Source organism: Streptomyces sp. NPDC057002 (genome assembly GCF_042673825.1).
GTDB lineage: Bacteria > Actinomycetota > Actinomycetes > Streptomycetales > Streptomycetaceae > Streptomyces.
Window position 1 is genome coordinate 232,598 of sequence record NZ_JBHURZ010000004.1, and the last position, 25,129, is coordinate 257,726.

The following is a 25,129-nucleotide window of genomic DNA, read 5'->3' on the forward strand; positions in this document are numbered from 1 at the left end:
GAGGCCACCGGGGCGACGTCCCCCTGCTCACCCCGGCTATCCGGGCGTCACCAGACGCGCCTCGTACGCGAACACCGCCGCCTGGGTGCGGTCCCTGAGGCCCAGCTTCACCAGGATCCGGCTGACATGCGTCTTGATCGTCGACTCGGCGACCACCAGCCGCTCGGCGATCTCCGCGTTCGACAGCCCTTGCGCGATCAGGACCAGCACCTCCGTCTCCCGCTCGGTGAGGTCCCCGTACGCCGCCTGCGCGGAGGGCATGAGACGCGGGGTCTCGGAGAGCTTGGAGAACTCGGTGATCAGACGCCTGGTCACCGAAGGGGCGAGGAGAGCCTCCCCGGCGGCCACGATCCGCACCCCGTCGGCGAGCTGACGGGCCGAGGCGTCCTTGAGGAGGAAGCCGGAGGCTCCCGCGCGCAGCGCCTGGTACACATACTCGTCGAGGTCGAACGTGGTGAGCACCAGCACCTTCGCCTCGCCGTCGCCGGCGACGATCTCGCGGGTCGCCTCGATGCCGTTCAGCTCGGGCATGCGGATGTCCATCAGCACGACGTCCGGGGCGAGCTCGCGGACCTTGGCGACGGCCTCCCGGCCGTTCACCGCCTCGCCGACGACCTCGATCTCCGGCATCGCGTTCAGCAGGACCGAGAAGCCCTCGCGCACCATCATCTGGTCGTCCGCGATCAGCACGCGAATGGTCATGCGTCACCCTCGTCCGGCAGGGCGACCGGCAGGAACACCGCCACCTCATAGCCTCCGTCGTCCGTCGGGCCCGCCGTCATCTCGCCGTTGAGCATCGACACCCGCTCCCGCATGCCGGTGATGCCGTGCCCGGCGCCGGGCGAGGGTTTGATCAGGCTCGGGTTCGGCGGCGGGCCGTTGACTATGCGCAGCCCCAGCCCGCCGAGCACGTAGCCGATCTCGACGCGGGCGGTCGCGCCAGGCGCGTGCCGCAGGGTGTTGCTCAGCGCCTCCTGCACGATGCGGTACGCCGACAGCTCCACACCCTGGGGCAGTTCGCGCACCGCCCCGGTCACCGCCTTGTCCACGGTGAGCCCGGCGTCCCGCACATTGGCCAGCAGCCCGTCCAGCTCGGCGAGCGTGGGCTGCGGGGCGTCCGGGGCCTCGTAGTCCTCGGCGCGGACGACGCCCAGGACGCGGCGCAGTTCGGTCAGGGCCGCCACCGCGTTCTCCCGGATCGTGGCGAAGGCCTTCTCCAGCTCCGGCGGCGGGTTCTCCACCCGGTAGGGCGCGGCCTCCGCCTGGATGGCGACCACCGACATGTGGTGGGCGACGACGTCGTGCAGCTCGCGCGCGATCGTCGTGCGCTCCTCCAGCAGGGTGCGGCGGGAGCGCTCGTGCGCGGTGACCGTCTGCTGGGCGGTGACCTCCTGCACGGCGTCCCGGCGGATGTGCCGGACGGTGACGCAGAGCAGGATCAGCGCCGAGAGGATCAGCATGGCGCCGGAGTTGCTGCCGTACATGTAGGTCGGGCCGATGCCGCTGTCCGCGACGATGGCGTACAGCGCCGTCAGCACCCACATCCACCCGGCCGTGCGCGGCCTGGTGCGCATCGCCACCACCGTCATCACGGTCAGATGGCTGACGAAGCTGCCGGCCGCCCACGGCCACTCGAACCAGCGGCTGCCGACCACGGCCACGACCGGGGTGGAGACCATGGACGCCCAGAACGCCCCCACCGGCCGCACCATGGTCAGCAGCACCGGAACCGCGCAGAACAGGCCCATCAGCGCGGCGGGTCCGCCGGAGTCGACGGTGGCGAAGGCCACGGAGATCAGGGCCGCCGCGACGATCAGGGCGTGCGGCATCCAGGCCGCGTACTCCCGCAGGCGGCCGGGCAGCCGCCGGGCGAACCGCCCGTCGGTGCGCCGGGCCGGCAGCGGCCGGTAGGCGAAGGCGTCATGGATCAGGTCCTGCCGCAGCCCGCGCAGGGAGTCCACCGCCACCCGGTACTCCGGGCTGTGCGGCTTGGCCCCGTCCCCCGGCGGCATGGTCTGGATGTGAGTCGTCTCGGTCACGTACAGAAAGGTATGCGCACCCCCGGGTCCCGGTCGTCCCCAGTGAGAGGGGTTCCTCGGTCTCCCTCTCAGGTACTACGGGGACCCTGGAGTGGGGACTCAGTACCCCGACGGCCGTACCAGCCCCGACTCGTACGCGAACACCGCCGCCTGCGTCCGGTCCCTGAGGCCCAGCTTCACCAGGATCCGGCCCACGTGGGTCTTCACCGTCTGCTCGGCGACGAAGAGGTGCCGGGCGATCTCCCCGTTCGACAGGCCCTGTGCGATCAGGGCGAGCACCTCCGTCTCCCGCTCGGTCAGATCGCCGATGCGTTCCTTGAGCGGGGCGCGGGGCCGGTCGTCCAGCCGGGAGAACTCGGCGATCAGCTTGCGTGTGATGACCGGGGCGAGCAGCGCCTCCCCTGCCGCCACCACCCGGACCGCCTCGGCGAGCTGCTCCGACGACGCGTCCTTCAGCAGGAACCCGGAGGCCCCGGCGCGCAGCGCGTCGTACACGTACTCGTCGAGATCGAACGTGGTCAGCACCAGCACTCTGATGTCCGGGTGGGCGGCCGTGATCAGCTCGGTGGCCTCGATACCGCCGACCCCGGGCATGCGGATGTCCATCAGGACGACGTCCGGGGCGAGCTCGGCGGCCTTCGCGACGCCTTCCGCGCCCTCCTTCGCCTCGCCGACGACCTCTATGTCGGGCTGGGTGCCGAGCAGCACGGTGAAGCCCTGCCGGACCATCGCCTGGTCGTCGACGATGAGGACCCGGATGGGTTTGCCGCTGCCGCTCGTCATGGGGTTCCTGCCTCGGGGTCGGGGAAGTGGTAGGTGATCCGGTCGGTGCCCGGTGCCGGGTCGGCGGGCGGGGTGTCCGGGAGGAACGCGGTGACCTTGAAGCCGTCCCAGTGCCACGGGTGCGCGGTCATGGTGCCGCCGAGCATGGCGACCCGCTCCCGCATGCCGAGCAGTCCGTGCCCCGCTCCCGTCGAGGGCGACGCGGGCCCGGTCGGCCGGGAGTTGACTATCTCCACCTCCAGCCCGTCCGACTGATATGTGAGACGGACCTTGGCGCTGGCGCCGGGCGCGTGCCGCAGGACGTTGCTCAGGGCCTCCTGCACGATCCGGTACGCCGACAGCTCCACTCCGGGCGGCAGCGGACGCCGCTCGCCGTTGATCTCCGTGGTGACCTCGCGGCCGGCGGCCCGGGTGTTCTCCACCAGCGCGTCGAGCCGGTCGAGGGTGGGCTGCGGGGCGTGCTCGGCGGTGCCGGTGCCGCCCGGGCCGACGGGCGCCTCCCCCGGCCCGGGGTGCTCCGAGCGCAGCACGCCCAGCACCCGGCGCAGCTCGGTCAGCGCCTCCAGGGCGTTCTGCCGGATGCCCGCGAGGTTCTCCTTGAGCTCGTCGGGCGGGTTCTCGACGAGATGCGGGGCGACCTGTGCCTGGATGGAGATGACCGACATGTGGTGCGCCACCACGTCGTGCAGCTCCCGCGCGATACGGCTGCGCTCCTCCAGCAGGGTGCGCCGGGTGCGCTCCTCGGCGGTGAGCGTGGTCTGTTCGACGAGTTCCGCCCGGGCCTCGCGGCGCCCGCGCAGGGCGGTGCCGACGACCACGACGACGGCGGACAGCGGGATCGCGATCGCGCCGGTGGCGTCGTAGTTCACACCGGCCGACCACCAGCCCTGGAGGACGGAGGTGAGCACCACCGTCACGGCCAGCGCCTCCACCGCCGCGCGGGTGCGCACGCGCAGCGCGAGCAGCAGCAGCACGAACAGATGGGAGATGATCCCGGCCGCCGTCCAGGGCCAGGTGTAGGTCTCGGCATCGGCGCCCAGCCGGCTGTGCAGCAGGGCGGCGCCCAGCACCCAGCTCACCGTGGACAGCCACCACCCCGGGACCGGCCGCCACATCCCGAGGATCATGGCACCGGCCTGCCCGCCCGCGATCAGGAACGCCGCCCCGGAGTTCAGGTGGCCGTTGTCCACCATGTCGCCCATGGCCCCGACCAGGACGCCGAACGCGGCCAGGCACACCAGGCCGTGCGGCAGCCAGCGCAGCCAGGTGGAGGGCGGCAGCGGTTCGGCCCGGACCGTCCACAGGTCCTCGCGCAGCGCCCGCAGCCAGCCCCCTCCGCGCGTTCGCAGCGCGCGGCCCGCCCCCGTGTCCGTCACGCGGCCCAGCCTAGACATGGCGGGCCTCCGCCGCTGTCTCCCGGACGGACGGACGGTGCGCCCGGACGACCCGCGACCGCCGGCCGCGCAGGCCGCTTCGCACGCCCTGCCCGGCGCCCTGCTCGCCGCCCTGTTCGCAGAACCGGAAGGCCGCCCAGCAGACCGCCAGGGCCAGGGCGAACACGGGAAGCCAGAGGAGCCGGGCCCCCACCCAGTCGAGCCCGTCGGGCCGCGTGTGCAGCCCAGGGAGCCGGCCCGCGAGGAGGCCGGTGGCCGTCGTGGCCATCAGGGCCGTCTGATGCCACAGAAAGATGGTCATCGCGGAGAGGTTGACGAGCGCCACCGCCGCCCAGGCCACGGGCCGGCGCATCGCGTGCCGCAGCCGCTCGCGCAGCAGCAGGGCGAGACCGCACTGGGCCAGGCCGAAGGTGACGACGGCCAGCGTCGGCGGATCCAGGTTGGACATGCCCTCGCCCGGGACGCCGACCATCGACGCCGGGTAGCCGGCGAAGACGACGAGCACGGCCGTCGCCGCCGCGCCGCAGCCGAGCAGGACCCAGCCCGCGCGGCGGCCCTCCAGCTCGCCTCGGGTCCAGGCCGCGCCCAGGGTGTAGGGCACCATCCAGCCCGCCGCCACGTTCACCCAGCCCAGCCAGGAGGGGCCGCCCAGGCCGAACCGCACAAGGTCCACATGCAGTACGACGGCCAGCGGCCACAGCGGGTTCAGCCGGGTCAGCAACGGGGTCGCCGCCGTCAGCGCGGCGAACACCACCAGGAACCACAGCGGCGACAGCGCCAGTTTCACCAGCGTGCGGACCGTCCCGAACTCGGCGCCCGACAGCAGCAGGGCGAGCGCGGCGATCGTCCACAGGCCGAGGACGGCCGCGACCGGTTTGAACAACCGGGTCAGACGGCCGCTCAGCCAGAGGCGGTACGGGACGCCCCGGGCGCGGGCCGAGGTGTAGCCGCGCGTGGCGACATGGCCGCCGACCAGGAAGAACACGGCGAGTGTCTGGAACAGCCAGGAGACGGGCGTCAGCCAGGGCATGTCCTTGAGCGGGCTCGCCGTGCGCAGGGCGCTGCCGTCGGAGACCAGGGCGGTGACCAGCCAGTGGCCGAGGACGACGCCGAGCACCGCGACGGCGCGCAGGGCGTCCACGGCCCGGTCCCGGCCGGCCGGGGTGGCCGTACCGATGCGCTCGGCGCCGCGGAGCACCGCGTGCCGGACATTTCGTACGCCGATGCCGGTCATCCGTACACCGCTGTCAGCCATGGGTCACCGCCTTGGTCTCGCCCAGGACGATCCGGGTCAGGTTGGTCAGGGAGGCCGAGCCGGGCCTGAAGTAGTCGCTGTGGCCGCCGTCGCCGGCCGTGAAGACCCGGGCGCCGAAGGCCGGGGAGACGGGGTCGGTGCCGAAGCCGACGGTGGTGCCGAACAGGTTCGTGCTGACATGCGGGACGTTCGCCACCCAGTCGTCGCCCCCGAGGGCCGCCCAGACGCGGGCGCGGGTGCGCAGGCCGGCGGCGGAGGCCGCGCCGGTTCCGGGGCTGCCGACGAGCACGAGGTCGTCGACGGCGAGCCCCGCGGCGGCCCGCCCGCAGACGACCGAGCCGTACGAATGGCACAGCAGCGAGACGCGCGGTCCGTCGCCCGCAATGGCGCGGAGGTCGGAGACCAGGGCGCGCAGTTGCGGGGCCGCCTGTTCCGCCCTGCCGGTCGTGGTGACCGTCGTGCTGACCGTGCCCGGCGTCTCGTAGCCCAGCCAGGCCACCACCGCGGTGCGCGTGCCCGCCGGGGCCTGCCGGACGAGTTGCCCGTACAGCGCGGCGGCGGCCGCGTGGAAGCGGCCGTAGGTGTCGAGGCTCGTGTCGGAGCCGGGGACCAGGACGGCTATCCGGTCGGCCCGGCCGAGGTCGCCCAGGACCTCCGTCACCCGGCCCGAGCCGCGGCCGTCGAAGGCGAGAAGACGCCGGGCCGGGGCGGCCAGCGAACGGTCCGTCGCGGCCCGGGCACGGTCATGATGGCCCGCGGCCATCCGGGCCGCTTCGGCGGCGTTGGCACGGTTGGCCGCGTACGCCTCGTCCAGCGTCGACGCGCTGAGCGGAGCGAGAGTGGCGGGTGCGGGCGCGGGGATCTCCGGCCGCACCGCACCGGAAAGAGGGAGAACCACCGCACCCGTGACGAGAGCGGCGAGCGCGGCACGACGCCATCGGCCGACGCGGCGCCGCACACCACCGCCGTCGCGGCCTCCGTCGCGGTCGCCGTCGCCGTCGCCCCGGCCGTCACTACGGCGGTACCTCGATGCGGACCCCATGGTCGTCCCCCTCCAGCGCACCCGGCCATCGGGTCTGCACGGAAGGGAAGTTACGGAGCGGGACTCGTCGTCCGCGTCCCACCGAGGAACTCACCTGCGGAGTAGCTCTCAGGTACTACGGGTATGGCCAGGGACCCCTCTAGGGGTCCGGCCGGGAAGGCCTCTCACCAGGCCAACTGCTCGATCTCCTCCGCCACCACGGCACACGCGTCCGCCGCCGGATCGATGAGCGGGAAGTGCCCGACGCCCTCCAGCAGCGTCACCCCCACCATCTCCCCGGCCTTCGCAGCCGCCTCCGCGTACGACTCGGCGACCATCTGCGGCACATCGAGGTCCGCGCGGCCCTGGACGAGGGTGGTGGCGATGCCGGTGGGCAGCAGCAGCGCGGGGTCCGCGTACGGCTGCCGCTCGGCGAAGTGCTCGTCCCCGCCCAGGAGTTGGCGCACGGCACCCCCGCACACATCCAGCTTGTCGGCGACCGCGAAGTCCGCGATCGGAGCGAGGGCGACCACGCCCCGCAGGGCCACCGGGCCACCGGTGCGCCAGGGCGAGCCGGCCGGCAGGACGTGCCGGGCCGCACCCCACAGCGCGAGGTGCCCGCCCGCCGAGTGGCCGGTGAGGACCGTACGGCGCGGGTCGGCCTGCGGCAGCAGTTCCCGTACCAGCGCCGGAAGGGCGTCCAGCGCGGCGGCCACGTCGTCGAAGGTGTCGGGCCAGCGGCCCGCGAGGGAGTCGTCACCGCCACCGCACCGGTACTCGGCACTGGCCACGGCGAAGCCGCGACGGGCGAGGAAGTCCGCGAAGGGGCTGATGTGACGCCGGTCGTACGGCGCCCGCCAGGCACCGCCGTGCAGCACGAGCACGACCGGGGCGAGTCCGCCCGGGCCGGCCTGCCCGCGCGGGGCGTAGAAGTCGATCACCTGGTCGGGGTGGTCGCCGTAGGCGGCGGTGGCGTCGGGACCGACGGGCTCGTGGGAGAACGCCGACTTCTCCTCGGCAGCGGCCCGTGCTGCTGCGACGTCGTCCGTCATGCTCCAACCTTCCAGCGAAACGAGCGAGAACGTACGGGCGGACCAGGTCAGAAGTCGGCCGTTGGCCGGGACGGTACCAGGCACGTGACATGCGCGGACACCGTGGATGTCACGCTGGGTGAAGATCGGACGGTTCAGCCGTTTCCTTGCGTCTGCGGCGAGTTGGTGACGAACGGCGAGTCGGGAACGAACGGCCCCCGCGGCGGCAGGGGCCGTCCGTCACACGCGGCCGTCAGTCACGGACGGCTCACGCGAGGGACAGCGTCTCCGCCAGCACCCGCGCCGCCCGCTCCACGTCGGCGAAGCCCACATACAGCGGCGTGAACCCGAAGCGCAGCACGTCCGGCGCCCTGAAGTCGCCGACCACACCCCGCTCGATCAGCCGTTTCATCACCTCGCCGGCGTCGTCGCAGCGCAGGGCGATCTGGCTGCCCCGCTCCGCGTGCGCCACCGGCGTCAGGCACTCGACCCTGCCCTCGGGCACGTACTCAGCCAGGCACTCCAGGAAGAAGTCCGTCAGCGCGAGGGACTTGGCCCGCACCGTCTCGACCGGCACCCCGTCCCACACCTCCAGGGCCGCCTCCAGGGCGAGCATGGAGAGGATGTCCGGCGTACCGACCCGGCCGCGCGGCGCACCGGAGGCCGGTTCATAGGCAGGACGCATCCCGAACGGCTCGGCGTGGGAGTTCCAGCCGGGCAGCGGGGAGTCGAAGCGGTCCTGGAACTCCCGGCGCACATAGAGATACGCCGGTGAACCCGGCCCGCCGTTCAGGTACTTGTAGGTGCAGCCGACCGCCAGATCCACCCCGTGCTCGTCGAGCCCGACCGGCAGGGCGCCCGCGCTGTGGCACAGGTCCCACACGGCGAGCGCGCCCGCCTCGTGCACGGCGGCCGTCAGCGCCGGCAGGTCGTGCAGCCGGCCGGTGCGGTAGTCGACGTGGTTGAGGAGGACGGCGGCGGTACGGCCGGACAGCGCGCCCGGCACCTCCGCCGGTGTCACCGGCCGCAGCGTGCGGCCGGTCATCCGCGCCGCCGACTCCGCGATGTACCCGTCGGTGGGGAAGGTCGTGGCGTCGACGAGGATCTCGTCGCGGTCGTCCCCGGCGAGGCGCACCGCCCCCACAAGTGCCTTGAAAACATTGACACTTGTCGAGTCGCCGACCACGATCTGGCCCGCGGCCGCCCCGACCAGCGGGGCGATCCGGTCACCGATCCGCTCGGGCGCCGTCCACCAGCCGCTCTCCTCCCAGGACCGGATGCGCAGCTCGCCCCACTGGCGCCGTACGACGTCCTCGACCCGTCCGGGCACGACGGCCGGCAGCGCGCCGAGCGAGTTGCCGTCGAGGTAGACCACCTCGTCGAGGACGAACCCGTCTCGCTTGCCGCGCAGTTCGTCGGCGGCGTCCAGCTTCTCGGCCCTCATCGCCGGTTCAGACATAGGACCGCGCCGTCCACAGCTCGGGGAACACGTTCTTCTGCGCGCGCTTCTCCAGCCAGGCCACCCCGGCGGAGCCGCCCGTGCCGGTCTTGGAGCCCATCGCGCGGCGGGTGGCGACCAGATGGTCGTTGCGCCAGCGCCACACCAGCTCGGCGACATCGCTCAGCGCCTCGCCCAGCCGGGCGACTCCGTCGCTCTCGTCACCCGAGTAGACGGCCGTCCAGGCCGCCTCCACCTCCGGCGACGGCTCGTAGCGCTTCGCCACGTCACGCCGCAGCACGGCCTCCGGGACGTCGTACCCGCGCCGCGCGAGCAGCCGTACGACCTCGTCGTACAGGCTCGGCTCGTGCAGTGCCTTCTCCAGCTCGGCGTGCACGCGCGGCGCGCCCCGGTGCGGGACGAGCATGGACGCGGACTTCTCGCCGAGCAGGAACTCCATGCGCCGGTACATCGCCGACTGGAAGCCGGAGCCCTCGCCGAGGGCGCTGCGGTACGAGTTGAACTGGGCGGGCGTGAGCTGGGCGAGCGGCCTCCAGGAGGCGTTGAGCGCCTCCAGCTCGCGCACGGACCGCTTCAGCGCGGCGGTCGCGGTGGGGATGTCGTCGCCGCGCAGTGCCCGCGCGGCCGTCTCCCACTCGTGGACGATGACGGTGAACCACAGCTCCATCACCTGGGTCGTCACCAGGAAGACCATCTCTCCCGGGTCGTCCGAGAGGGTGTGCTGGAGGTGGGTGAGCACGTCCGCCTTGACGTAGTCCTCGTACGGCGTGGTGCCCTGGAAGTCGAGATGCGGGGTCTCGGGCTCGTGAGCCTCAAGGGACATCGCTGTCTCCTGCGTATAACTCCGGGTAGCGGTCCGCCCCTGCCGAATCCGACACGGGGGCCCCGGTCCCCACGGGCATCTTCCGCAATCGTCCCCCGGAACCGCAAGGCCCGCCCGCTGACCGGACGGGCCTCGCGTACACGGACCGCTGTCGTCAGCCCAGGACCTGCGCCGCCGTCGGCGAGGAGTCCTTGAGGAACTGGGAGCAGCGCTCGTACTCCTCCTGCTCGCCGATCGTCTGCGCGGCACGGGCGAGGGCGTGCAGGGCGCGCAGGAAGCCGCGGTTCGGCTCGTGCTCCCACGGCACCGGGCCGTGGCCCTTCCAGCCGCTGCGGCGCAGCGCGTCCAGACCGCGGTGGTAGCCCGTACGGGCGTACGCGTACGACTCCACGGCCGCGCCCCGCTCGAACGCCTCGTCGGCGAGCTGCGCCCAGGCGAGCGAGGAGGTCGGATGCGCGGCGGCGACGTCGACCGGCGAGGTACCCGACGCGAGCAGTTCCCGCGGCCCGGGGTCGTCGGGGAGATGGGTCGGGGGCGGACCCCCGAGAAGGTTCTCGTGAATGGACATGCCCCAAGTCTGCGCCATCCCGCTCAGCTGCGGGCAATCGTGCCTCCCCCAGCCTGGGAGGTGCCCCCAGGGCGGCACGGGTGGGCGCAACGGCACCAACGCCCAGCACCTACGACAACGCCTCTACCCCAACCGCTTCCGCACCGGCTCCCCCTCCAACGGCGGCGACACCACACCGCCGTGCCGCAGACACTCCGGCCGCTTGCATCCAGGGGGCGGCCTCCGCACCGTCGCCCCCGCGATCAACGCCCCCACCACCAGAGCCCCCGCACACCACCCCATCGCCCGCCCGAACGCCGCGTCGAAGGCGGCCGGCTCCCGGTACGCCTCCTCCCCCATCCCTGCCAGCAACGGCAGCGCCGCCACCGCCACAAGACCCGCCGCCCGGGCCGCCGCGTTGTTGATCCCGCTGGCCAGCCCCGCCCGCGCCACATCCACGGAACCCAGCACCGTCGCCGTCAGCGGCGCCACCAGCATGACCATGCCCAGCCCGAGCACCAGCAGCGCCGGCAGCACATCGGCCCAGTAGGACGCGCCCGGCCCCACCCGCAGCATCAGCAGCATCCCGACGGCACACAGCAGCGGCCCCACCGTGAGCGGCAGACGCGGCCCGATCCGGTCGGCCAGCTCCCCGGACCGCGCCGACAGCAGCAGCATCAGCACGGTCGTCGGCAGCAGCGCCGTACCGGCCCCGAGGGCGGAGTAGCCGACGACGACCTGGAGCTGAAGAGCCGCGAGGAAGAAGAAACCGCCGAGGGCCGCGTACACACACAGCGTGACGATGTTGATCACCGTGAACTGGCGGGAGGAGAAGATGTCCGGCGGCATCATCGGCTCGGGCCTGCGCCGCTCGACGACCACGAACGCGACGGCCGCGGCCACGCCGGCCACCGCCGTGACCGCCACCATCAGACCGCCGTCACCGGCCTCGATCAGCGCGTACGTCAACAGCGCAAGCGCCACCGCACCCAGCACCGCACCGAGCACGTCGAACCGCCCGTGCGCCTCACCGTCCCCCGACTCGGGCACATGCCGCAGTGCCACCGGCACGCACACCAGGGCCAGCGGCACATTCAGCAGGAACACCCACCGCCAGCCCGGCCCGTCCACCAGCCAGCCGCCGACGAACGGCCCGACCGCCGCGCCGACCCCGCCGAAGCCGGACCACAGTCCGACGGCCCGGCCCCGGTCGTCGGGGTGGAAGGACGCCTGGATCAGCGCCAGCGACCCGGGGGTGAGCAGCGCGCCGCCCACTCCCTGCAACGCCCGCGCGGCGATCAGCGTCCCCGCGTCCGGCGCGATCCCGCACAGCAGCGACGCCACCGCGAACCACACCACGCCGACGACGAACACCTTCCGGCGCCCGAAGCGGTCCCCCAGCGCCCCGCCCAGCAGGATCAGCCCGGCCAGCGTGACCATGTACGCGTTGACCGTCCACTGGAGGGCGGACAGATTCGCGTCGAGGTCACGGCCGATGCGCGGCAGCGCGACATTGACGACGGTCGAGTCCAGCATGGCCATGCTGGAACCGAGGACGGTGGTGAACAGGATCCATCGGCCCTGCGGGGAGGCCAGCCGGACATCGGGCATGCAGGGAGCATACGGAAGAGCCCGGCACCACAGGCGGTGCCGGGCTCAAGCCGTGCAAACGTGACTTACTTGATCTTGGTGCCGGTGGAGCGCAGGTTGCCGCAGGCCTCGAGGACACGCTTGGCCATGGACGCCTCGGCCAGCTTGCCCCAGGTGCGCGGGTCGTAGGTCTTCTTGGAGCCGACCTCGCCGTCGACCTTCAGGACACCGTCGTAGTTGCGGAGCATGTGGTCCGCGACGGGGCGGGTGAAGGCGTACTGGGTGTCCGTGTCGAGGTTCATCTTCACGACGCCGTTGTCCAGCGCGGTGGCGATCTCCTCGGCGGTGGAGCCGGAGCCGCCGTGGAAGACGAAGTCGAAGGGCCCCGGAGAACCAGCCTTGCCGAACTTGGCGGCGACGCCCTCGTTCAGCTCCTTCAGCAGCTCGGGACGGAGCACGACGTTGCCCGGCTTGTACACGCCGTGCACGTTGCCGAAGGACGCGGCCAGCAGGTAGCGGCCCTTCTCGCCCAGGCCGAGGGCCTCGACCGTGCGGATCGCGTCGTCGACCGTGGTGTACAGGGAGTCGTTGATCTCGTGCGAGACACCGTCCTCCTCGCCACCGGTCGGGGTGATCTCCACCTCGAGGATGATCTTGGCGGCGCGGGCGATCTCCAGCAGCTCCTGCGCGATGGAGAGGTTGTCGGCCAGGGTCTCGGCGGAGCCGTCCCACATGTGGGACTGGAACAGCGGGTTCAGACCGGCCTCGACGCGCTTCTGGGAGAGCGCCAGCAGCGGACGTACGTACCCGTCGAGCTTGTCCTTCGGGCAGTGGTCCGTGTGCAGGGCGATGTTCACCGGGTACTTCTCGGCGACGATGTGCGCGAACTCGGCCAGGGCGACCGAACCGGTCACCATGTCCTTGTTGAACTGACCGCCCAGGAACTCGGCACCACCCGTGGAGATCTGGACGATGCCGTCGCTCTCCGCCTCAGCGAAACCGCGCAGGGCCGCGTGCAGGGTCTGGGTGGAGGTCACGTTGATGGCCGGGTAGGCGAACTTTCCTGCCTTCGCCCGGTCCAGCATCTCGTTGTAGACCTCGGGAGTTGCGATGGGCATGCGTCCGCTCCTTGTATCTGCGGGTTGGGGTACTGCGTTCTGCGTTCTTTACGGCCCTGACCTAGACCTTGGGATGCGACGTCATCGTCGGCCCCATCTTTCCAGACTTGGCCGGAAGGTCCAGGCCACCGTCCACGCCCTGGTCAGTCCAGCCCGAGCTCGTCCTTCGAGAAGGCGAAGAGATACGGCACCCCGGCCCCCTCCTGGATCTTCTCCGCGGCGCCGGTCGCCCGGTCGACGATCGTCGCGACGGCGACGACCTCGGCTCCGGCCTCGCGTACGGCCTCGACGGCGGTGAGCGGGGAGCCGCCGGTGGTGGAGGTGTCCTCGACGACCAGCACACGGCGGCCCGCGATGTCCGGGCCCTCGACGCGCCGCTGCAGGCCGTGGGCCTTCGCGGCCTTGCGGACGACGAAGGCGTCCAGGCGCTTCCCGCGCGCGGCGGCGGCGTGCAGCATGGCGGCGGCGACGGGGTCGGCGCCCATGGTGAGCCCGCCGACGGCGTCGAAGTCCAGCTCGGCGGTCAGGTCCAGCAGCACCTGGCCGACCAGCGGGGCGGCCTCGCCGTCGAGCGTGACGCGGCGCAGGTCGACGTAGTAGTCGGCCTCCAGACCCGATGACAGGGTCACCTTGCCGTGCACCACGGCCTTGTCCTTGATCTGCTGCAGCAGCGCGCCGCGTGTGTCCGTCATGCGGCCCAGCTTAGAGGCGGCGCCAGCTCCAGGTCGTGGTGGCCTCCAGCGGCTCCAGGGGCGTGACCAGGCGCGGCAGGGTGTTGAGCCCGTTGGGCGGCCCGGTCTGCGGCTCCACGCACACGGCGGCCTCCTGCTCGTCGTAGACGACGACCCACTCCTCGCGGCTCGCCACCTTCAGCTCCAGCTGCCCGGGCCAGGTCAGGGTGACGTCGACGCCGCCGGGCATCCCGAAGCAGTCGTCCCAGGGGCCGGGCTTCGGGTCGAGGCGGTTGCCGGTGGGCAGGTGGTCGTCGCCGCGCTCCTCCTGCCAGGCGGGTTCGAAGTCGAGCCGGACGTCCTGGGCGCCCTCGCCGCCCAGGTTCCGGTTGAACCACGGGTGCCAGCCGATCTGCGCCGGGAAGGACGAGTCGTACGTCTCGACGGACGTGGTGAGCGTCAGCGCGTCCTCGGCGAGGGCGATGATCTGGGTGACGCGGCCGGGGTGGGGCCAGGGGTCGACGAGCTCGTACGTGATGACGGCCTCGTCCGTGCTCGTGCGGGCGGTGTGCCAGGCGTGGTCGCGGACGGTGCCGTGGATGGCGTGGGGCGGGGCGTTGAGCGGCAGCTGCCGCACCACGGCGCCGTCCAGGAAGCGTCCGTCGCGGACCCTTCCGCACCACGGCACCATCGGGAAGCAGCCGAAGCGCTCGCCCTGCCGGAGCATCTCCACGCCGCCGATCCGCAGCCCTCCGACCCGGCCGCCGTTGCCCGGCTGCACGGTCACCTCCGCGTCGCCCGCGGTCAGCGTGATGTCTTCGTCACTCACGGGTCGACCCTACTCGGGTGATCAAGAGGGCCTCATGCGGAACGGGGCGTTTCAGCGCCGTCGGCGCAGGGCCCGTACCGCGACGATGGCCGACGCCACCGCGAGCGCGGCCGCGGGCGCCGCCCAGCGCAGCGGGGCCGAGGGTGTCACGGTCTGCGGCGCGGGCACCGGCGCGTACCGCCCGCGCGGCGGGGCGTGATCGACCTCCTCGGCACTACGCCCGATCATCGTCCGCCGCGCATGCGCCGCCTCGGCGATGGACTCGGCGTCCTCGTCCCCCTCGGCGGAGCGCCCGCCAGGGGCCGGCGGAACCCCGGGGGGTTCGGGGGCGGAGGGCTCGTCGTCGGGGGCGGGGGCAGAACCCTCGCCGGCCGAACCGGAGCCGGCGCTCTCGCCACCGGGGCCGGTGGCCGGGCCCTCACCACCCGGACCAGCAGCCGGACCCTCACCACCCGAACCGGCAGCCGGGCCCTCGTCGCCCGGGCCGGTGGCGGCAGGCTTCCCCGCGGTCCCCGAGGTCCCCGCGGTCCCCGAGGGCGCGGCGCTCTCGTCGTCGCCGGCCGCCGCCGTACCTCCGTCGGCCTTCGCCGGAGGCGGGGACTCGTCGTCCGCGTCCGGGGTCGTTTCGTAGTCGGTCGTCGCCCTGGGTTCGAAGTCCTGCGTGGCGAAGGACGTGGTCGTCTCCGGCGCCGCCTCGGCCAGGCCTTCCGCGAAGCGGTTCAGCAGCCGGACGACGGCTCCCTCCACCGCGTCGGCCGGCAGGTCCTTGATCCGCCCGTCCGCCGAGGCCGTGCCGTCGAACAGGACCGTGCAGCCGTCCTCCGCCTCCCGCAGGCCGATCCGCAGCGCGAGCTTGACCGAGCCGCTGCCGCGCGACTCCTCCGCCTCACCCTCCACGGCGTACGCATCGTCGTCCCGCCGGGAGACCCGTACGGCACCCCGGTAGGTGACGGAGTGACTGCCGACGCGGATCTTCAGCCGCCCCGTGACGGGCTCGGCGCCGGCGTCCTGCTGGAGCCCGGGTACCACCCGGGCGACCCGCGCGGGGTCGTCCAGCACCTCCCTGAGCCGCTCGGCCGGAACCGGAACGAACACCTCGTGCTCCATGTCGACGGACTCTACCCAGCACAGGCGGAAACGCACCCCCACCTCCGGGATTCGCTCCGGATCCGGGTCCGCCCGGCGTATCCTCCGCGACCCCGCCCCGGCTCAGTACCGCGGATGCACCAGCGTCGAAGCGGGCAGCCCGGCGATCCGCGTGCCCCGCGCCGCCCGCGCCCCCGCCGCCAGGGACGCGTCCGTGAGGGTCCGGGGGCGCGGACCGTCCGGGTCGAGGCGTGGCCGCGGGTCCGTGCGGGCGGCCAGGACGAAACCCCAGTCCCGGGGCGCCCGGGAGCGGTCGGCGGGTGTGCGGTCGGGGCCGACGGCGAACCCGGCGCGCCGGCCGCCCGTACCGTACGGGGCGGTACGCAGGCCGGCCGCGCGCACTGTCGCGTCCACCGTCCAGTACACCCGGGGGCTGGACGCGACCGGCCCGGCGTGCACCACGAGCCGGCCGCCGGGGGCCAGCACACGCCGCGCGAGGCCGTAGAACTCCTGCGAGTACAGCTTCGTACTCGCCGTGATCCCCGGGTCGGGCAGATCCGAGACGACCACGTCGTACGCCGCCGGGGGCGCTCCGCGCAGCCAGCCGAAGGCGTCCTGGATCGTCACATGCGCGCGCGGGTCGCCGTAGGCGTGCCGGTTCAGCGCGGACAGGCCGGGGTCGGTGCGGGCCAGCCGGACCACCTCGGCGTCGAGTTCGACGACGTCGACCCGGTCCACTCCGGGGTGGCGCAGCACCTCGCGGGCCGCCAGGCCGTCACCGCCGCCGAGGATCAGCACGCGCGCGTGCCGCCCGGTCATCGCGGGGTGGACGAGGGCCTCGTGGTAGCGGAGTTCGTCGCGTCCGCTGACCCGGAGCCGGCCGTCGAGGAACAGGTCGAGGGGCCGGCCGTGCGTGCCGCCGGTGAGGACGACCTCGTGCACACCGGTCTGGAGCGCGACGCGGACGTCCCTGCCGTACATCGCCTGCCGGGCGGCCCGCTCGAAGTCGTCGACGAGGACGGCGGCGGAGGCGAGGATCGCGAGCACGAGGCCGTTGGCGAGCAGCAGCAGCCAGCGGGCGCGCCGCGTCAGATCCCGGCGGAACAGCCCCAGCACCAGCGCCCCGCCGACGACGGCGTTGACGGCGCCGGTGAGCAGCGCGCCGGTGAGCTGGCCGAGGAACGGCAGCAGGAGGAAGGGGAAGGCGAGGCCGCCGACGAGGGCACCGACGTAGTCCGCGGCGAACAGGTCGGCCACCGCGCCGCCGGCGTCCTGGCGCCGGATGCGCTGGATCAGCTCCATCAGCAGCGGGACCTCGGCGCCGATGAGCACTCCGGTCGCGAGGGAGAAGGCGACCAGGAGGCAGCGGGGGCCGCTCGCCCACATGCCGCCCCAGTGGCCGGTCCAGGCGAACACGGCGTACAGGGCCATCGCGCTGCATCCGCCGACGAGCGCGAGCGTGGCCTCGACGGCGCCGAAACCGGCCGCGGCGAGCCCGCGCAGGCGCTTCGCGGCGAGGGAGCCGATGCCCATCGCGAAGACCATGACGGACAGCACCACGGACGCCTGCGTGACCGAGTCGCCCATCAGGTAGGAGGCGAGGGCGACGAGTTCGAGTTCGTACACGAGTCCGCAGGCCGCACAGACGAACACGCCCGCGAGGACCAGGAACCGTCCGGTGCCCGGCCGGACGGGCAGCCGCGCCGGGCCGCCGGGGCCGCTCGGGGCGCTCCAGGGCGGCGGGGAACCGGGTGGGGCGGGCGCGTGCGGCTCGATCACTCTGCGACGTTACGTCACGCCTCGACTGCGGTTCGTCACCCACACGTGTGGTGCTGGTTTACAGAGGCCGGATATCGGTACGAGATTCGGTTCGCCGGTTCGTCGGTTCGTCATCGGTACGGAGGGAAGGGGACGTTCAGTGGGCGGCGGCCGTCGCCGGCATCCGTACGCCGACTCTCGTACGGGTCGCGACCAACTGGCCGTCCTGCGGGTACGCGTGCCAGGTCCGCCAGTGCACCTGCCCCTCGTGGTGCTGGGCCAGCAGTGCCGTGAAGGCGTGCGGGCTGCCGGGGAAGACGCCTACGAGGCCGTGCGGGTGGTCGGAGACGAGGGCCAGCAACTCCTGGGCGCGGCCCTCGAAGGAGCCGGGCGAGAGGACCTCGACCCGGGCGGCGAACTCGTACTCCCAGTCGCCCACCCGCTTGGCGACGCCGAGCGGAAGCGGAGTGCTGCTGCCCGGAATGCACGCCACCGTCTCCGAGCAGATGCCCCGCTCCTCCTCCAGCAGGACCTGGTGGGACGCGCCGAGGAGTCGCAACTGCATTTTGGCGCCCGTCAGTTCGAGGTCCATCGCGGCCAGTGCGGGAAGCGGCTCGCGGCCCAGCGCCCAGGCGAGATCGGCCGCGCGCGTGTCGGTGTAGGAGGTGTTCAGGGTCGTGAGCATGGATCGGCTCCGCAAGCACACAAGGAGAGGGAGGTGGGTCCGCCGCGCCCCGGTAGCACCGGGGGGTTCGGCCCGGATCAACCCGGTCGGCCGGTTTCTGGAAAGTGTCCGCAGGGCGTCCGAAGGGCTGCGTTGGTGTGTTAGAGGGAATCATGAACTGTGGCGCCGCCACAGCGTTTTTACCCAAGTTCGTAGGGTTTCCATCCCTCAGAGGGCTCTACAGCTCAATTGTTCAACTACGGCGTGCGCCGGTGCCGGGGAGGCGTGCGCCGGTGCGCCGTGGCTCGCGCCCGGAGTCGCGACGGCCGGGCGTCCGGGCTCCCGGCACGCTCCCGAAGTGGCCGTTTGACGGGCGCAGTTGCCGGAGTCACGCCCGGGTACGCCGTCCCATGGACGCGGTTGTCCTACAGGCATGCGAAGTTGTCTGAGACCTCGCTCAGTTGCCCGACAGGCGTTCGACGGATCCGCCGGACGGGAACTCCGGGATCCCCGGACCACGGCCCGGCACGCAAACACGGGGCCCGCCCAGATGCGGACCCCGCGTTCGGTGGTGCGGCTTCCCCCGTGAACTCCCCCGTGAGGTCCCCCGTGAGGTCCCCCGTGCTCTCCCCGTGGGGAAGACCTGCCGACTGCCGTCAGCTGCCTCCGCCGCCGCAGCCACCGCCGCCACCACCGCCCCCGCCGCAGGACGACCCGCCTCCGCAGGACGAGCCGCTGCTGCAGGACGAACCGGACGAGCCGGAGTCTCCCCCGCCGGCCCACCAGCTGCCGCTGCCGCTGCTCGCCGAACCGGAGGACGTCCACCCCCCGCGACGCGCCGACCGCCCGGAACCGCCCCTGCGGACCCCGGACACCAGCGCCGCGATCAGGATGACAGCGAACACCGCCAGGATGATGCCGATAACCATGGCGTCACCCTCCTTTCGTTTCCCCCGAAGCGGCCCCCCGTGGGCGCCTCGCTCTTGCGTGAACAGGGGATGCCCGGCCCCCGCACGGCCCAAAGCAGAGTTGAGGAAGTTCAGAGCCTTCTCTCAGGGTGACGGCCCTGGCCTGCACGGAACGATCGCTCAGGCTCCGAGGTGTGCCCCGTCGCCCGCGCCGAGGAGGGGGATCATGAGCCGGCGTTCGACGGCGGTGGGCAGGGACCACAGCTCGGCACGCCGCCTTTCGTCCTCCGAGCCCTGGCGGGCCGCGCGGCGGATACCGGGCACGGCCCGGGACAGGGCGGCCAGGGACACGGCGAGCCCGGCCCCCAGGAGTGCACCGTCGAGCACGGCGCCGTCCGCCAGGGCGAACGGAAGCGCGACTCCGAGGCAGAGCGTGCCGAGGCCGCCGAGGACGGAAACCATCCACCACAGTGGCGTGAGCGGGTGCTCGTTGCGCAGGTGGCTGACCAACTGCCGGTCGCTGGGACGCCGCCGGGGGTGCTGTGCGGCGGCGACGAAGAGCTCGGCCCGCCCGCGCAGCACCCACACGGCGTGCACTCCCACCCATGCGACGGGCAGCACGAACAGCGTCACCAGCACCAGAGCCGCCTGGATCGCCCGCGGCACCGACACCCACCCGGAGGCATCGGCGACCACGGAGGCCACGGTGGCTCCCACGAGTACGGCACCCGCAATGCTCGTGGCCACGAGCCATCGCCGGGCCCCGCGCACCCGAGCACTGAGAGGGAACTCGACCGCGTCCAACGTCTTCTCCGTTCGCAGACCGCGGGTACTCTACGCAGCCCTGCTCCCGCTCGGAGGCGGCGCCGCGGATACCGGCGCAGGTTCTCGTCCGGGCCGGTGGTTGAGGAACTCCGGAGCTTCGGCGGAGGATGGCCGGCATGACCTCCAGCGCGCGCCCCCTCCTCAATCGCCGGCTCGCCGAGTTCGGGACGACGATCTTCGCCGAGATGTCCGCCCTGGCCCTGAGCACCGGTGCCATCAACCTCGGGCAGGGCTTCCCCGACACCGACGGCCCCGAGGAGGTCAGGGAGGCCGCCGTACGGGCGCTGCGGGACGGCCGCGGCAATCAGTACCCGCCGGGCCCCGGTGTCCCCGAGCTGCGTACCGCGGTCGCCGCCCACCAGCTGCGGCGCTACGGCCTGTCCCACGACCCCGACACGGAGGTCCTGGTCACCGCCGGGGCCACGGAGGCCATCGCGGCCTCACTGCTGGCCCTGGTGGAGCCCGGCGACGAGGTGATCGCCTTCGAGCCGTACTACGACTCGTACGCGGCGTGCATCGCGATGGCGGGCGGGCGCCGGGTGCCGGTCACCCTCCGCGCGCACGAGGACGAGGGCCGCTTCCGCCTCGACCTGGACGAGCTCCGCGACGCCGTCACCGACCGCACCCGGCTGCTGCTGATCAACACCCCGCACAACCCGACCGGCACGGTCCTCACCCGTGAGGAGCTGGCCGCGATCGCCGAGCTGGCGGTGGAGCGCGATCTGCTGGTGGTGACGGACGAGGTGTACGAGCACCTGGTCTTCGACGAGGCCGAGCATGTGCCGCTGGCGACGTTCCCGGGGATGCGCGAGCGCACGGTGACGATCGGTTCGGCAGGCAAGACCTACTCGTTCACCGGCTGGAAGGTCGGCTGGGTGACGGCGGCCCCCGAGCTGGTCACGGCGGTGCGCTCGGCGAAGCAGTACCTGACGTACGTCTCGGCGGGCCCGTTCCAGTTCGCGGTCGCCGAGGCCCTGACACTGCCCGAGTCGTACTTCACGGCCTTCCGGGACGACATGCTGCTCAAGCGGAACCTGCTGGCGGCGGGCCTGGAGGAGGCCGGGTTCCGGGTGTTCCGCCCGTCGGGGACCTACTTCATCACCACCGACATCCGCCCCCTCGGCCAGTCGGACGGCTTCGACTTCTGCCGCGCCCTGCCGGAACGGGCCGGTGTCGTCGCCATCCCGAACGCGGTCTTCTACGACCACCGCGAGGAGGGCGCCCCGTTCGTGCGGTTCGCGTTCTGCAAGCGGACGGGGGTGCTGGAGGAGGCGGCGAAGCGGCTCGGGGCGGCGTTCTAGACGCATGGGGAACCGGCCGGAGAGTGGCGTCAGGCCGGGCGGACCGCGCCCTTGATCGCCGACTGGCCGGCGAAGAACACCGACTCCTCACGGATGAGCGCTCCGGGGCCTGGGGCGTGGATCATCATGCCGTCGCCGCTCCAGATGCCGACGTGACCGAGGTCGTCGTGGAAGAAGACCAGGTCTCCGGCCTGGGCGTCAGCGAGCGAGACCTGCGTTCCCGCTTCCCACTGGGCCTGCGTGGTCCGGGGAAGCATGACGCCGGCGGCCTTCCAGGCGGCCTGGGTGAGACCGGGGGCGTCGTACGATCCCGGCCCGACCGCGCCCCAGACGCAGGGTCTGCCGGTCTGCGCCCGGGCGAAGGCGATCACTTGCTCGGCCCGGCCGCGGTGGCCGCTGTCCGGCGGCAGCCACGATCCGCCGTAGGCGCCGGGTGTGAACGTAGCGAAGCGGGCGGGGGCGGGGGCGGCCGCCGGCTCGGTGGGCAGTACCGGAGCAGGAGCCGTCAGGGCAGCTGCCGGGACGTCCGGCAGACCGGCGTCATAGGGCGGGGCGGTCAGGCCGGCCGGTGCAGCGGAGGTGTAGTGAGCGGCGGGATCGGCCGGCAGAGCCGTGGGATACGTCGCGGTCGCGCCGGTCGCCGGACCGGCACCGTAGGCCTCCGTCCCGCCGGCCGGAAGATCCGCCCGGAGAGTGCCCGCGGTGGGGCCCGGGACGGTGGGCAGCGTCACGGTGGACTGCGGGCCGGGCAGTGGGCCGGGCTCCGGGGCGGGCGCCGGTACGGGCTCGTACAGCGGCCACGCCGCCGCGTCGCCGCCGAGGACCGGTAGCGCGTCACCGGGCCAAACGCTCTCGTCCCGCCGCGACTCGCCCGGCAGAGCCGGTGCGACACGCTGGGCGGGGATCTCCGGGAGGGATCCGGTGGTCGGTGACTGAGCTGTTCCGCCGGTCAGCTCCCGCGCGACACCGGTGGGCTTCTTGGGCGCTTCGAGGGCGAGGGGTTCCGCGGGGCGTTCCGCCGGGCGCACGGGTCGCACGGACTCCGGTGCGCGGCCGGGACGGACCGGCGACTTCCTGTCCGTCAGCGTCGCCGGCAGGGTCGGGCCCAATGTGGCACGGGCGGAGTCGAACCACTTCCGGGCGAAGGTTCCGACCGCGGGCTCCGTGCCCTCCCGGGACTGGCCACCGGTGGCCGCTCCCCGCCGGCGCGGGATCGAGGCGGCGCGGGTCGCGTTGTACCTGCCCGTGTCGCTCTCGGCCCGGTCGTAGAGCCTGTTGACCAACTGCCGGACCTCGTCGGGGCTCGGGCCCTCGCCGTCACTCGCCAACGGAGTTGGCCTTGTTCGCGAAGTCGGTCACTTCGGGGCGCGAGGTGCGTTCCGACGCCATGGAAAGGGCGCTCCTTCCGTCCGCAAGCGCACGAGACCACCTGCCTGTCGGTCGAAGTCGTGCACGCAGCGGTCAACTTAGCAAACTTGTGAACCTTCCGTGAAGATCGAGCCCCAGGGGGCCGGCTGGGCCGAAAAGACATACGGCGCGTACAGCACGTACCGGTCCTGCTCGTACGCGCCGACGCGCCGCTGGGGCGGGGCCTCGCTGGGCCTACTCTTCGTCCTCGGGCTTCTCCGCCTCGTTGATCTCTTCCTCGAGACCGAGCTGCTCGATGAGCCACTTGTCGAACTCGATCGCGGCACGCACCCAGCTGACCGTCGAGGAGACGAAGTGCTCCAGGCTGACACCCATGCCGATCAGCATCTGGGCCTCGCCGATCAGGCGGACCGTGCCGTCGTCGTGGGTGTGGCTGTAGACCTTGGGCCACAGGGTGCGGCGGTTCCAGTCGTCGATGGACTCCAGGATCTGCGGCTTCGCCTCGATCTCATGGGGCCGGTCGTAGAACGTCCGCACGGAGAAGACCTGCTGGTCTCCCTCACCCCGGAACATGAAGTAGGTGCGGAACTGCTCCCACGGCGCCGCGAGGTCTCCCTCGTCGTCGACGACGTACTTGAGCTCCATCTGGTCGAGGAGCTGCTTCACGAGGTCCTGATCCGGGACGACGGGGCCGGCCGGGCCGCCGGGCTGCGGCTCGGGCTGGCCCCCGAAGTTCGGAATCGAGGACGGGTCGATGGTCACCGTGAATTTCCCTTCGTACGGATTCCGCCATCCTCCCCCATGCGGGGAGGGGGGTGGCAAGCCCGGACGGGCCCCGTCAGCCCTCGGCTGACAGGATCCGGCCGGTCAGGGGAAGTACCGGGTACCCACCGGAGTCCTCACACCGCTGTCAGGCGCGACGGACCTCGAAGATGTCGACCTTGTTGTTCCAGTGCCCGCCGCCCGGGTAGTCGAGGTTGGTGAAGTTCGACCAGCCGCCCGGCGGGTCGAGCCGCCGGACCCGGTCCTCGACGGGCCAGGAGCGCAGGTCGGTGATCTTCGCGTCGCCGTAGTTCACCGAGTAGCGGCCGACCCAGTAGTAGACGGCGCTCAGCTTGTCCCGGCAGCCCCACTCGTTGAGGTCCTTCTTCCCGTCGGAGTACAGCCGCAGGAGCTTGCCCTTGTAGCCGACCTTCATATAGAGGCACCAGTAGTCGGCGACGCACCGGGCGGGCGGCGCGGCGGCCGCGCTGGGCCCGGCGGAAGCGGATGCGGTGGCCTTCAGCGTCTCCGCGCGGATCTCGGCGGGCAGCTCGGGGTCGGCCAGCGCCTCGGCGTCCGAGTCGTAGCAGTGCACCTCGCCGCTGGGCAGCTCGGTACAGCTGTCGGCGCCCTCCCACGAATCGGCGAGGTTGATCTTCTTCCCGTTGTACTCGGCGATCACGGGGTTCGCCGGCGCTTCGTCCGCCGGTGTGGCGGTGACCGACGGCTCGGCGGTGGGCTCCTCGGCCGCGTGCGCCACCGTGCCGCTGGTGAGCACGAGCACGGTGGCCGAGGCGGTTGCCACGAGGGCAGCCGTCAACGATCTGCGTATCACGTCTGTCTCTCCGGGATGTGTCGTGGTGGGCTGACGGGTTCGGCTGGTCAGCCGTGGATCAGCCTGGTGCCGACGAGCTCCTGGGTGATGGCGCCCTTGCCGTCGCCCTCGATGTCGTAGACGACCGTGGCGTCCGACGACCACCACAGCTCACCGTCGTAGGTGGTGGACGGAGCGACGCAGGTGTTCTCAGGGGAGTCGTAGGACCACGCGTAGTGGTTGTTGACGACCTCGGTCATGTCGCAGGTCTTCTTGGTTCTGATCTCGTCGGTCCCGGACGTGCCGAGGCGCGACTCGAGTCGCGTCGTGATCTTGAAGCTGGTGAACCGGGTCGAGCCGTCGATCACCTGGTCGACGCCGAGCTGCCAGTAGACGACCGACTTCCCGGTCATGTTGCCGTTGGACGTCGTGTTCGCACCGGTGTTTTCCACGTAGTAGGTCGTCTGCGGCTTCTGGCCGGGGAAGACGACGTCGAACTGGGACGAGGCCGTCCAGGCGGCCGCCGGGCCGGCGAACAGCACGCCGATCGCGAGGGCGGACGAGGCGAGACCGGCTGCGGTCAGGATCTTGCGCATGGGCATTCCTTCTGGGCTGGAGTCGGTACGCGTGAGAGCAGTACGGAGCGGGGCAGAACAGGGGAGCCGTCGAAGGGCTGGTCACCTGTGCCGGCGTCGGCGCGGGCCGTGCCGCGATGAGATCCCCGTCAGCGGACGGGTGGCGGCGTGAAGGCGCGCGGAATGACGTGCATGGCTGAATTCCCCCGTGAATCCCCCGTGAATGGTCAACGCGCCAGGCAGGACTGGTCAGGTCCACTTCACTGGCAGCCCAGTCACTCTAGACACAGCGGCAACACGCCGACAGAGGCCCGAGGGAACGTGGCCGATACCGCTTCACGAGCGGAATCGACGGGCAGATGCGAAAAGACGTTCGACCTCTGGGGGGAAACTGTGAAGCCGCCGTGAAGCGGAAGCAACGCACCGTGCGGATGCGGCCAGAGTTGGCCGAATACCGCCGAACACCTCGTACGCCCGGCCGGTTCGCCTCATCACGGCATGCGACGGC

The 25,129-nt window shown here is 72.3% G+C and carries 24 protein-coding genes; 1 reads left to right on the forward strand and 23 read right to left on the reverse strand.

Going from position 1 to position 25,129, the window contains the following annotated elements:
- Positions 1-36: 36 nt before the first annotated feature.
- The 19 genes from ACFT32_RS21035 to ACFT32_RS21125 all read right to left on the reverse strand — a co-directional run bounded on the left by ACFT32_RS21035 (position 37) and on the right by ACFT32_RS21125 (position 19,723).
- Complete coding sequence (locus ACFT32_RS21035) at positions 37-702, reverse strand: response regulator (protein WP_382491281.1); 666 nt, start codon at positions 700-702, stop codon at positions 37-39.
- Positions 699-2,039, reverse strand: a complete 1,341-nt coding sequence (locus ACFT32_RS21040) for a sensor histidine kinase (RefSeq protein ID WP_382491284.1) — start codon at positions 2,037-2,039, stop codon at positions 699-701. Before ACFT32_RS21040 ends, ACFT32_RS21035 begins: the two co-directional genes overlap by 4 nt.
- Positions 2,040-2,138: 99 nt before the next feature.
- Positions 2,139-2,822 (reverse strand): response regulator, encoded by a 684-nt coding sequence (locus ACFT32_RS21045; RefSeq protein ID WP_382491286.1) that lies wholly within the window; start codon positions 2,820-2,822, stop codon positions 2,139-2,141.
- Positions 2,819-4,216, reverse strand: a complete 1,398-nt coding sequence (locus tag ACFT32_RS21050; protein ID WP_382491289.1) for a sensor histidine kinase — start codon at positions 4,214-4,216, stop codon at positions 2,819-2,821. Before ACFT32_RS21050 ends, ACFT32_RS21045 begins: the two co-directional genes overlap by 4 nt.
- Complete coding sequence (locus ACFT32_RS21055; RefSeq protein ID WP_382492706.1) at positions 4,209-5,450, reverse strand: acyltransferase; 1,242 nt, start codon at positions 5,448-5,450, stop codon at positions 4,209-4,211. Before ACFT32_RS21055 ends, ACFT32_RS21050 begins: the two co-directional genes overlap by 8 nt.
- Positions 5,451-5,463: 13 nt before the next feature.
- Positions 5,464-6,513: an alpha/beta hydrolase gene (locus ACFT32_RS21060; RefSeq protein WP_382491292.1), complete on the reverse strand. Its 1,050-nt coding sequence runs from the start codon at positions 6,511-6,513 to the stop codon at positions 5,464-5,466.
- Positions 6,514-6,677: 164 nt separating this feature from the next.
- Complete coding sequence (locus ACFT32_RS21065; protein ID WP_382491294.1) at positions 6,678-7,544, reverse strand: alpha/beta hydrolase; 867 nt, start codon at positions 7,542-7,544, stop codon at positions 6,678-6,680.
- Between the two features lie 247 nt (positions 7,545-7,791).
- Positions 7,792-8,982: a kynureninase gene (gene kynU, locus ACFT32_RS21070; protein WP_382491296.1), complete on the reverse strand. Its 1,191-nt coding sequence runs from the start codon at positions 8,980-8,982 to the stop codon at positions 7,792-7,794.
- A complete protein-coding gene (locus ACFT32_RS21075) occupies positions 8,975-9,805 on the reverse strand; it encodes a tryptophan 2,3-dioxygenase family protein (protein ID WP_382491298.1) in 831 nt (276 codons plus the stop codon). The genes kynU and ACFT32_RS21075 overlap by 8 nt, the downstream gene beginning before the upstream one ends.
- 154 nt (positions 9,806-9,959) lie before the next feature.
- A complete protein-coding gene (locus tag ACFT32_RS21080) occupies positions 9,960-10,373 on the reverse strand; it encodes a DUF3151 domain-containing protein (RefSeq protein ID WP_382491301.1) in 414 nt (137 codons plus the stop codon).
- 123 nt (positions 10,374-10,496) lie between these two features.
- Entirely contained in the window at positions 10,497-11,963 is a 1,467-nt protein-coding gene (locus ACFT32_RS21085; RefSeq protein ID WP_382491304.1) for an MFS transporter, read from the reverse strand.
- Between the two features lie 65 nt (positions 11,964-12,028).
- The gene (gene fbaA, locus ACFT32_RS21090; RefSeq protein WP_215119995.1) at positions 12,029-13,060 is read right to left on the reverse strand and encodes a class II fructose-bisphosphate aldolase; all 1,032 of its coding nucleotides are present in this window, start codon (positions 13,058-13,060) and stop codon (positions 12,029-12,031) included.
- 143 nt (positions 13,061-13,203) lie between these two features.
- The gene (gene pyrE / locus ACFT32_RS21095) at positions 13,204-13,752 is read right to left on the reverse strand and encodes an orotate phosphoribosyltransferase (protein WP_030245666.1); all 549 of its coding nucleotides are present in this window, start codon (positions 13,750-13,752) and stop codon (positions 13,204-13,206) included.
- A 10-nt stretch (positions 13,753-13,762) separates the two neighbouring features.
- Complete coding sequence (locus ACFT32_RS21100; RefSeq protein ID WP_382491307.1) at positions 13,763-14,560, reverse strand: aldose 1-epimerase; 798 nt, start codon at positions 14,558-14,560, stop codon at positions 13,763-13,765.
- 51 nt (positions 14,561-14,611) lie between these two features.
- The gene (locus ACFT32_RS21105; protein WP_382491310.1) at positions 14,612-15,667 is read right to left on the reverse strand and encodes an SRPBCC domain-containing protein; all 1,056 of its coding nucleotides are present in this window, start codon (positions 15,665-15,667) and stop codon (positions 14,612-14,614) included.
- A 102-nt stretch (positions 15,668-15,769) separates the two neighbouring features.
- A complete protein-coding gene (locus ACFT32_RS21110; RefSeq protein ID WP_382491313.1) occupies positions 15,770-17,425 on the reverse strand; it encodes a polyamine aminopropyltransferase in 1,656 nt (551 codons plus the stop codon).
- Positions 17,426-17,561: 136 nt separating this feature from the next.
- A complete protein-coding gene (locus ACFT32_RS21115) occupies positions 17,562-18,089 on the reverse strand; it encodes a DUF2617 family protein (protein WP_382491316.1) in 528 nt (175 codons plus the stop codon).
- Positions 18,090-18,724: 635 nt separating this feature from the next.
- Positions 18,725-18,997 carry a hypothetical protein gene (locus tag ACFT32_RS21120; protein ID WP_382491319.1) on the reverse strand — a complete coding sequence of 91 codons (273 nt, stop codon included), beginning with the start codon at positions 18,995-18,997 and terminating at the stop codon, positions 18,725-18,727.
- Between the two features lie 159 nt (positions 18,998-19,156).
- Positions 19,157-19,723 (reverse strand): hypothetical protein, encoded by a 567-nt coding sequence (locus tag ACFT32_RS21125; protein WP_382491322.1) that lies wholly within the window; start codon positions 19,721-19,723, stop codon positions 19,157-19,159.
- Between the two features lie 185 nt (positions 19,724-19,908).
- Between ACFT32_RS21125 and ACFT32_RS21130 the strand changes: the two genes are divergently transcribed.
- The gene (locus ACFT32_RS21130; RefSeq protein WP_382491324.1) at positions 19,909-21,102 is read left to right on the forward strand and encodes a pyridoxal phosphate-dependent aminotransferase; all 1,194 of its coding nucleotides are present in this window, start codon (positions 19,909-19,911) and stop codon (positions 21,100-21,102) included.
- 29 nt (positions 21,103-21,131) lie between these two features.
- Here ACFT32_RS21130 and ACFT32_RS21135 read toward each other — a convergent pair whose 3' ends face one another.
- From ACFT32_RS21135 to ACFT32_RS21150, 4 genes are all read right to left on the reverse strand, one after another.
- Complete coding sequence (locus tag ACFT32_RS21135) at positions 21,132-22,430, reverse strand: NlpC/P60 family protein (RefSeq protein ID WP_382491326.1); 1,299 nt, start codon at positions 22,428-22,430, stop codon at positions 21,132-21,134.
- Positions 22,431-22,704: 274 nt separating this feature from the next.
- Positions 22,705-23,232 carry a YbjN domain-containing protein gene (locus ACFT32_RS21140; RefSeq protein WP_031142427.1) on the reverse strand — a complete coding sequence of 176 codons (528 nt, stop codon included), beginning with the start codon at positions 23,230-23,232 and terminating at the stop codon, positions 22,705-22,707.
- A gap of 148 nt (positions 23,233-23,380) precedes the next feature.
- A complete protein-coding gene (locus ACFT32_RS21145) occupies positions 23,381-24,037 on the reverse strand; it encodes a peptidase inhibitor family I36 protein (protein ID WP_382491329.1) in 657 nt (218 codons plus the stop codon).
- A gap of 77 nt (positions 24,038-24,114) precedes the next feature.
- Positions 24,115-24,642, reverse strand: coding sequence for a hypothetical protein (locus ACFT32_RS21150; protein WP_382491332.1), 528 nt, complete (start codon positions 24,640-24,642; stop codon positions 24,115-24,117).
- Positions 24,643-25,129 lie beyond the last annotated feature (487 nt).